Annotated in this window: 11 protein-coding genes; 9 read left to right on the top strand and 2 right to left on the bottom strand. The window is 62.0% G+C overall.

The features are described from left to right. Nucleotides 1-63: 63 nt before the first annotated feature. Entirely contained in the window at nucleotides 64-1101 is a 1038-nt protein-coding gene (locus EOA22_RS17115) for a UDP-glucuronic acid decarboxylase family protein (RefSeq protein WP_127390103.1), read from the bottom strand. A 366-nt stretch (nucleotides 1102-1467) separates the two neighbouring features. Here EOA22_RS17115 and EOA22_RS39550 point away from each other — a divergent pair, with 366 nt between their 5' ends. From EOA22_RS39550 to EOA22_RS17085, 7 genes are all read left to right on the top strand, one after another. Beyond that, a complete protein-coding gene (locus EOA22_RS39550; protein WP_272482885.1) occupies nucleotides 1468-1596 on the top strand; it encodes a hypothetical protein in 129 nt (42 codons plus the stop codon). A 215-nt stretch (nucleotides 1597-1811) separates the two neighbouring features. Then, nucleotides 1812-2417 (top strand): hypothetical protein, encoded by a 606-nt coding sequence (locus tag EOA22_RS17110; protein ID WP_013532492.1) that lies wholly within the window; start codon nucleotides 1812-1814, stop codon nucleotides 2415-2417. A gap of 62 nt (nucleotides 2418-2479) precedes the next feature. Continuing rightward, entirely contained in the window at nucleotides 2480-3334 is an 855-nt protein-coding gene (locus EOA22_RS17105; protein ID WP_013532491.1) for a 23S rRNA (adenine(2030)-N(6))-methyltransferase RlmJ, read from the top strand. 194 nt (nucleotides 3335-3528) lie between these two features. After that, a complete protein-coding gene (locus EOA22_RS17100; protein ID WP_013532490.1) occupies nucleotides 3529-3981 on the top strand; it encodes a hypothetical protein in 453 nt (150 codons plus the stop codon). 134 nt (nucleotides 3982-4115) lie between these two features. Next, complete coding sequence (locus EOA22_RS17095; RefSeq protein ID WP_013532489.1) at nucleotides 4116-4697, top strand: TetR/AcrR family transcriptional regulator; 582 nt, start codon at nucleotides 4116-4118, stop codon at nucleotides 4695-4697. Further along, the gene (locus EOA22_RS17090; RefSeq protein ID WP_013532488.1) at nucleotides 4694-5530 is read left to right on the top strand and encodes a DMT family transporter; all 837 of its coding nucleotides are present in this window, start codon (nucleotides 4694-4696) and stop codon (nucleotides 5528-5530) included. Before EOA22_RS17095 ends, EOA22_RS17090 begins: the two co-directional genes overlap by 4 nt. A gap of 101 nt (nucleotides 5531-5631) precedes the next feature. Next, entirely contained in the window at nucleotides 5632-6246 is a 615-nt protein-coding gene (locus EOA22_RS17085) for a LysE family translocator (RefSeq protein ID WP_013532487.1), read from the top strand. 21 nt (nucleotides 6247-6267) lie between these two features. On the opposite strand, the gene EOA22_RS17080 is transcribed toward EOA22_RS17085, so the two are convergent. Then, nucleotides 6268-6579, bottom strand: a complete 312-nt coding sequence (locus EOA22_RS17080) for a transcriptional regulator (protein ID WP_013532486.1) — start codon at nucleotides 6577-6579, stop codon at nucleotides 6268-6270. Nucleotides 6580-7243: 664 nt separating this feature from the next. On the opposite strand from EOA22_RS17080, the gene EOA22_RS17070 reads away from it, so the two are divergent. Both EOA22_RS17070 and EOA22_RS17065 read left to right on the top strand, forming a co-directional pair. Then, entirely contained in the window at nucleotides 7244-7621 is a 378-nt protein-coding gene (locus tag EOA22_RS17070; protein WP_128299770.1) for a histone, read from the top strand. Between the two features lie 403 nt (nucleotides 7622-8024). After that, nucleotides 8025-8433: glutathione S-transferase N-terminal domain-containing protein (locus EOA22_RS17065; RefSeq protein WP_127390102.1), on the top strand; the 409-nt coding region annotated here is incomplete at its 3' end.

The following is an 8433-nucleotide window of genomic DNA, read 5'->3' as shown; positions in this document are numbered from 1 at the left end:
ACTGCTTGCAGGTGTGGCTGCCGATGAAGCCGGCTCCACCCGTCACCAGGACCGCCGGCCGGCTCATGAAGCAGCAGCTCCTCTGGCGATGTGACTTCCGTAGAGCAGGGTATCAAAATACTCGACGGTACGCGCGAGCCCCTGGCTCAAGCTGATTTTCGGCTCCCAGCCGAGATTGGCCCTGGCAAAGGAGATGTCCGGCTTGCGTTGCCTGGGATCGTCGACGGGCAGCGGCCGATGCACGATCTTCGATCGGGCGTTGGTGTAATCGACGACCAGCGTCGCCAGTTCCATGATGGTGAATTCGGCAGGGTTGCCGAGATTGACCGGGTGGGCGGGCGCGTTCGGCGCATTCATCAGCCGGATAAAGCCCTCGATCAGGTCGTCGGCATAGCAGAAGGAGCGCGTCTGCTGGCCGCTGCCATAGACGGTCAGGTCCTCGCCGCGCAGCGCCTGGACGATGAAGTTCGAAACCACACGTCCATCGTCGGGCTGCATGCGGCGACCGTAGGTGTTGAAAATGCGGGCGACACGAATATCGAGACCATAGGTTCTCGAATAATCGAAGAACAGGGTTTCGGCCGAGCGCTTGCCTTCATCGTAGCAGGAGCGCGGCCCGTGCGTATTGACGTTGCCGAAGTAGCTCTCGGGCTGTGGATGCACGAAGGGATCGCCATAGACTTCGGACGTCGAGGCCTGGAATATCTTGGCCTTGTTCTGTCGCGCGAGTTCCAGAAGGTTCAGCGAGCCAAGCACGCTTGTCTTGAAGGTGTGGATCGGATCTGCCTGGTAGTGCGGCGGAGAGGCTGGGCAGGCGAGATTGTAGATCTCGTCGCACTGAAGGTCCGAAGGCAGTGCATCGACGATGTCGTGCTCGATGCAGCTGAAGCTCGGATTGCGCTGAAGGGCATTGAGATTGTATCTTTTGCCGGTGTGGAAATTGTCCAGCGCGACAACGTCGTATCCGTCCCGCAAAAGACGTTCGCACAGATGCGAACCTAAAAATCCCGCTCCTCCGGCGACAAGGGCGCGTCGTCGGCTTTGGCTGGCGTCCTTTTGGCTGCCGGATTCCAGTTCCAGAACCTTGACAAGCTTAGTCATGCTTTCCTCATACGCACCGAACACGCTACCGCCGGGCCGGGACAAAGCATCGCCCGGCCACGTTCCTGAGAACGTGGCAAACCTCCGCATCTGCGGAAGCGCCATCACTGATGTGCGTCAATTGTTCTTGGCTTTCGCGAAGCTGGTGCGACTACACAACCTCCGTGCTGCCGCTCAGCATTCTCCGCGCCCCGAAATCGCGATCACACGCCCGGTGTCACCATCGATTGCTCGCCCAAATTGCACATCCCAACGCATCGAAAATATACCTGTGGAAATTATAGTCAACCAAATTAGCAATTCCTTAACCAAATGCGCTCGCGAATGGTTAATCATGAAAGCGGCTACGGCCTCTCGGACCGAAGCATGGCGCACAAGGCAAATCCTGTTTATGAATCAGCATATTGGCTCGATCGACGTCAATATGTTGCCGGACGCGCCAAGCTGTTCCTTGAGGTAGAATCAAAACCTGACAGCAAGAACGGCCAAGAATGAGCCGACAGCAATGTTCAGCGCGGCGCGCGAAATACACGGCTTAATTTTTGAGCGCATAGGTAGAACGTTATCGGCATTGTTGCGCAGCCACGCCGCCAATCTGGTTGCGCTCGCACCCCGTACGGTCCACCTCCAGGGTGGCTGCCGCAACTGGCCATCGCCTTTTGGCCGTCGGGGCGCTATTGGCAAGGTCACGATACGCCATGGTGATGTGAATGCGCTTTCTGTTTGTCCTGATCCTGCTTGTCGGCGCCGGCGTCGGTGTCATCTATCCCTGGGCGATGAGCAATTTCTCCGGGCACGAGATCGGCACCTGGCGGGTCTATGAGCAAGGCCGTTTCAAGCCGCTGACGGTGCCGCTCTCCGGCCGCGATGCGCCGGTGCGGGTGCTGGTCGACCTGACCGCAAGAGCCGAGCGCATCGTCTCGCAGCAGCGCACCGTGCTGACGCTGACCGCCGCCAGCAATGGCCGCACGGTGCTCGCCTCGACGCTGCAGTTCAACCATTCCGACAATCCTCGCCAGGCCAGCCCGCAACTGCCCGACAAGATCTTTCGCGACGAGGCCGGCGTCATCGCGACCGTCAGCCCGGGTCCCTACGTCTTCACCGTCGGACCGGGTGATGCCGACGACATACCGATGCGGGCTGTCGATCTCATCCTGCGCTCCGGCGCAGGCGAGATCGACAGCCGTGCACGGCCGGTCGGCTTCGCGCTGATGGCGATCGGCCTGATCGGATTTTTGCTGACCTTGCGCACTCGAGGCGGTCGGCCGGAAAATCCGAACTCTCAGCCGCCACCGCCGCGCTGGGGCAGGGGCTGATGCATGTCGCCCAAAAGTGTGCAGCGGTTTTGGGACAACGACATGCATAACGGCACAAAACGATGAACTACCGCCACGCCTACCATGCCGGGAATTTCGCCGACGTCGTCAAGCATGTCGTGCTGACGCGCTTGCTCGAGTATCTGAAGCAGAAGGACAAGGCGTTTCGGGTCGTCGACACCCATGCCGGCATTGGCCGCTACGATCTGTCGTCGGCCGAAGCGCAGAAGACGGGTGAGTGGCAAGGCGGCATCGGCAGGCTGATCGATGCCCCGTTTGCCGCGCCGGTGGCAGCACTGCTCGCGCCTTATCTGGAGACAATACGGTCGCTCAACCCTGAGGGTGGCATCCAGAAATACCCGGGCTCGCCGTTGATTGCGCGCCATCTCATGCGCAAGCAGGACAGGCTGACCGCGATCGAGCTGCACCCCAAGGATGCCGCGAGGCTGAGGACGTTCTTTGCCGGCGATTTCCAGGCCCGGATCATCGAACTCGATGGCTGGCTGGCGCTCGGCGCCCATCTGCCGCCGAAGGAGAAGCGCGGCCTTGTTCTCATCGATCCGCCATTCGAGGAAGCGGGTGAGTTCGATCGCCTCGTCGACGGGCTCATAAGGGCGCACAAGCGCTGGCCAGGCGGCATCTACGCGCTCTGGTATCCGATCAAGGACCGCAAGGCGATCATCGCTTTCCGCAAGGCGCTGAAGCAATCGGGCATCCCGAAGCTGCTCGACATCGAATTCGAGATCAGGCCGGCCTCTTCGGAACCCAGCCTCGACGGCAGCGGTCTGCTGGTGGTCAATCCGCCGTTCACGCTGGAGGGCGAGTTGCGGACGCTGCTGCCGGCCCTGCACAGGCTGCTTGCGGTGGGGCGGCCGGCGCACTGGTCGTTGGAATGGCTGGCCGGCGAGCAGGCTTGAGGCGGGCTCATTGACGACCCGGGACCCGCGCTCTTTTGGATCCGGGCATGAACGTGCCAGAGCCATTCCGGTGCCGTGTAAATTCGGCTTTGGTCAAAAAGCAGTTTCAAACTGGGAAACCATTGTCAACGCAACCGCTTGACCGCCGCCGAGCGAATCCGCACAGTGCGCACAATCGACCTTGAGAGGCTGCCATGACTCGCTTCGCCAAATCCGCTCTTGCCGCCCTGATTTCGCTCTGCACCCCGCTTGCCGCGCCTCTCGGTATCACCCAGACCGTGCAGGCCGCCGATCTTACGGTCTATTCCGATGAAGACAGCGGGGTCTGCGGTCAGCCTTGGGTACTGAACAAGATCACCAGCCGCTTTTCCTATCAGGTGCATCACGTGCCGCATCTGCCGGATGTGCAGATCACCGATTTCCGGCGCATTCACCAGCATCGCTATCTGGCGGCCGACGATACCTGGCCGATCGGTCGCCGTTATTGCGGGGCCACCGTCAGCCTGTCCGACGGCCGCGATCGCACCATCTGGTACCTGATCGAGGAAGGCCAGGGCTTTGCCTCGATCGGCGACAATGTCGAATTCTGCGTCTCGGGCTTCGACCGCTGGATGGTCTACAACGGCCGCTGCCGCATTCTGCGCTAAACCCGGTTTCCCCTTCCAATCTCTTTCGCGCCTGTGGCTTGATCGGCTGCAGGCGTTTTTCGTGCCGCGTTGACAGCTGGCGCGATCCGTCGCATATGTATGAGACAGACCTGTCTCACCACTCGGTATGCGCCATGACACCATCGCCCGTTTCCGATAAGCGCCAGCACGTCGTTGAAACGGCCTACGTGCTGTTCAAGCGCGCCGGCTTCCATGCGACGGGTATCGACCGGATCATCGCCGAAGCCGATGTGGCCAAGATGACGATGTATCGCCACTTCCCCAGCAAGGACGAATTGATCGTCGAGGTGCTCGACTATCGCGCTATGCGTTTCGACCGCCAGCTCGACCGGCTCGCCCAGGAGGGCATTCCGCCGGAACAGAAAATCGGAAGGATTTTTGACTGGCATGCACTCTGGTTCCGCAGCGCCGATTTCCATGGCTGTCTGTTCGCACATGCATTGGCCGAGTTCGGCGATCCCGGGCATCCGGTTTTCAAGGCCGTTGTCAGGCAGAAGAACGGCCTCAAGCGGCGCATGCGGTCTATCCTCGAAGAGATGATGCCGCGCGGCCGCGCCGAAAGCGTGGCGGCGACACTGCTTATGCTGATCGAAGGTGCGACCTTGCTGGCGCAGATGGGGCCGGCCGACGCCGCCATTCGCGACGCCCGCAAGGCGGCCATGGGCATCGTCGCTGCTTCGCGTAAGTCCCAATGAGCCCGCTGGTCATCGGGCTCGCATTGTTTGCGGCGATCCTGCACGCAACCTGGAACGCGTTCCTGCGCACGGGGGCCGACAGGTTGTGGACCGTCACCGTCATGAGCTTTTCCAGTACGGCGCTCGCCATCCCCTTAGCCTTCTTCCACGCCCTTCCGGCCGCGCCGGCCTGGTCCTACATTGTGCTCTCGGCCTGCCTGCAGGTTGGCTACAGTTTGTTTCTGGTGGCCGCCTACAGATATGGCGAGCTGGGACAGGTCTATCCGATCGTTCGCGGCAGCGTGCCGCTGCTCGTCACGCTCGGCGAGTTCTTCCTGGCCAACCAGCAGCTCACTCTGCCGCAGACCATCGGTGTCGCGCTGGTCGCGGGCGGCATCATGGGCCTTTCTCTCGGAAGGGGCAGGGCCGCCACGACATCGATACTCTATGCGCTGGCAACGGGAGCGATCATCGCCGCCTATGCGACGGTCGATGCGCTCGGCGTTCGGGCGGCGGGAAACGCCGGTGCCTATACCGCATGGGTGCTGGTGATCTACGGCGCGTTGCTGCCGGCGGCCTTCGTCGCCTGCCGTGGCCGGCTCACAGTCGACCTGGGTGCGCCGGAAACCTGGAAGGCGCTGGGCGGCGGCCTGTTTGCACTTCTGGCCTACGGTGTCGTGGTCGCGGCCTTCGCGCTCGGACCGGCCGGTCCGATCACCGCGATCCGCGAAACCAGCGTCGTCTTCGCGGCCTTCATCGGACGTCTGTTCCTCGGCGAGGTGCTGACGCCGCGGCGGGTCGGCGCCTGCGCCATCGTCGCGCTCGGCGCCATCTGCCTCGGCTATCAGCCGTGACGGAAATGCGCATCGCGCAGTTTCTCGATTTTCCTGATGGCGCCGACAGGTAAACCGGCTAGTCTGGACTCCCGAGAGCGGCATTACCCTCGGGAGTTTTCATGGATCTCGCGACCTCGCTTGCCTTTGCGGCCGCCTTCTTCGTGTTCGCTGCCAGCCCGGGTCCGGACAACATGACGATCGTCGCGCGCACAATCTCCAATGGCGCCGCGTCGGGCATCGCCTACGGTGCCGGCACCGTGGTCGGCATCCTCATCTTCCTGATCCTCGCCGCCTTCGGCCTGTCGATCGTCGCCGCCAAGATGGCGATCGTCATGACGGTGCTTCGCTATGGTGGAGCGGCCTATCTGGTCTGGACGGGCATCAGGCTGTGGATGGCGGCGCCCGTCATTCCCGAACTGCAGCCCATCTCAGGACGGCGAGGGCTGTTGATGATTTTTGCCACCGGCATCGCGCTCAATCTTGGCAATCCGAAAATGCCGTTGTTCTACATTGCGCTGTTGCCTAGCGTCGTCGGCGCATCGCTCGACGCAGGTCATCTCGGTGTGCTGATGATGGTGATCGTGGCCGTCGAGGTCGTGGTGATCGGCGGTCATGTCGTCCTCGCCGGTCGCGCCCGCAGCCTGTTGCGCACACCAAGGATCGTACGCCGGGTGAACCGCGCGGCGGGCGGTGTGATGATCGGCGCCGGCGTTGCCGTTGTTGCCGCGCGCTGAGCGGATTGCCCAGTCATCACGCTATTTCCTGCGCGCCGCCGCCTCGGCCTGATCGAGGATCTTGCGCAGGAATGCGGCATGGCCGCGGAACGCGCGCCGTCCGCTCGTCGTCGCCCTGACGCGCGTCTGCGGCCGGCGGCCGACGAACAGCTTTTCGATGTCGACATAACCAGCCCTGGCCAGCGTATCGAGATGCGCACCGAGATTGCCGTCGGTGACGTCCACGATGGCTTTCAGCCCGGTGAAATCCAGCGTTTGCCGCCTTTCCAGCATGCTCAGCGCCGCCATGATCCTGAGCCGAGTGCTCTGGTGGATGATTTCGTCGGCACTCATCGATTGGCTCCGGCGCAGCCAAGCCGGAGGCCGCCGACAACCATGCTGCCGCCGTGGCGGACCGTCTTGGCAATCTCGAACGGCGACAGCGCCGCTTGCTCCTGTGCGATCGACATTGAAATGCTCCAGCATGCTGTACAGAATACTCTGCCATGTAGAGTTATCTGTCAATTCACGAGCAGGCCGATCTGCGTTCGTGCTTGACAAGACGATGCACCGATCGGCTGTCGCATTGCAGTATAGATCGTCCGCCTGCACGAGATGATCGCACCGATGAGGCAGCGGTCATGATATCGGCGACCGACGATCGACACGCAAAGCTGCTCGCTGATCTTCGGAGCTTCACGAGAGGAGCGCTTCCGCGGAGTGTGGAGAATGTCGGCGACACATTCTAGCCAATGGTCGAAGATCAGAAGTGAATTTCTGCGACGATCAGCACGATCATGTGCCGATCGTAACCGAAATTTAAGCTGCGAAAATCAGTCTATTGCTTCGCTGGCTAGCAAGCCGCGAGTCAGATATGCATGAGCGCGCCGGGTCATTACGGCCGTCGGCACAAAGGAAGGGGCATCGCATGGCTAAGCAGTCATCCAAAGCGCCGGCGTCCAAGGCACCGGCAAAGAAAGCACCCGCAAAAGCAGCGACGGCAAAGGTCGCAGCTGCAGTGAAGAAAGCAGCACCCGCTGCCAAGCCGAAGGCCGCGGCGGCCAAGGCAAAAGCAGCACCGGCCAAGAAGCCGGCAGCGAAAGCTGCGGCGAAACCGGCAGTGAAGAAGGCGGCACCCGCCAAGGCAGCGGCAAAGCCGGCTGCCAAGGCGGCACCGGCCAAGAAGCCTGCAGCGAAAGCTGCGGCGAAACCCGCAGCGAAGAAGGCAGCAGCACCTGCCAAGAAACCGGCTGCCAAGGCTGCACCAGCCAAGAAGCCGGCTGCCAAGGCTGCTCCGGCAAAGAAGGCTGCGGCAGCGAAATCTTCAGCGCCGGTGAAGAAAGCGGCACCTGCGGCCAAGCCGAAGGCAGCGCCCGCGAAGGCCGGCAAGAAGTAGTCGCGCTTCCCTCGCCGGGGGCGGTGCCGAAACAGTCAAGGGCGGGTGCCTCACAGGGCGCCCCGCTCGTTGTTTAGGCAGTCGGAAGGCGAGAACAGAGGCGGACGGAGGATATCTTTTCGCAGCTCCCAGGACTTCGCCATAGGGCGGAGTCCGGTGGGGCTTTTTTCGTGTCATTCATGCGGGTGATGAAACATCGGCGCGAGGCTCGTCGGTCTTGCCAGTCGGCTGGCGGCTTCGCGCGATCCCGGCAACCATGGTGATGAAGCACCGTCTTCATGGAGCGCTCGCTAAACGGCCCTGGCCGCTGCGTCGCTCTGGCGGCTGGGTTTTCCGCTTCTGGCCATTGCCCGATCGCGCCCGATCGGTCAACACTGCCGGCCTGCAAAACAGGAAACGGATCATGCCCAGACTGCTCTATGCGTCGTCTTCTCCCTACAGTTCCAAGGTACGAATGGCGGCAGCCTATGCCGGCATCGCTGTCGATCTGGTGCCGATCAAGACCGAGGAGAAGCCGGCCGACTTGATGATCGCCAACCCGCTCGGCAAGATTCCGGTTCTGGTGCTCGACGACGGTCGCTCCATCCATGACAGTCGCGCCATCACCCAGCATCTCAACCGTTTGTCGAAGAGCGCGCTTTTTCCACGCAATCCCGACAAGCGGCTCGAGGCAGAAGTGCTGGAGGCATTGGCCGACGGCATTTGCGACTGTGCGCTGTCGATGGTCTATGAACGGCGCACGCGGCCTGAGGAGATGGTCTATCAGCCCTGGCTCGATCGCCAGTGGGCGAAGATCACGGCGGCACTCGACC

Origin of the sequence: Mesorhizobium sp. M7A.F.Ca.US.014.04.1.1 (assembly GCF_003998745.1) — a bacterium.
In the GTDB taxonomy this organism is placed as follows: Bacteria; Pseudomonadota; Alphaproteobacteria; order Rhizobiales; family Rhizobiaceae; genus Mesorhizobium; species Mesorhizobium ciceri.
This window is presented reverse-complemented; position numbering and strand designations above follow the sequence as displayed.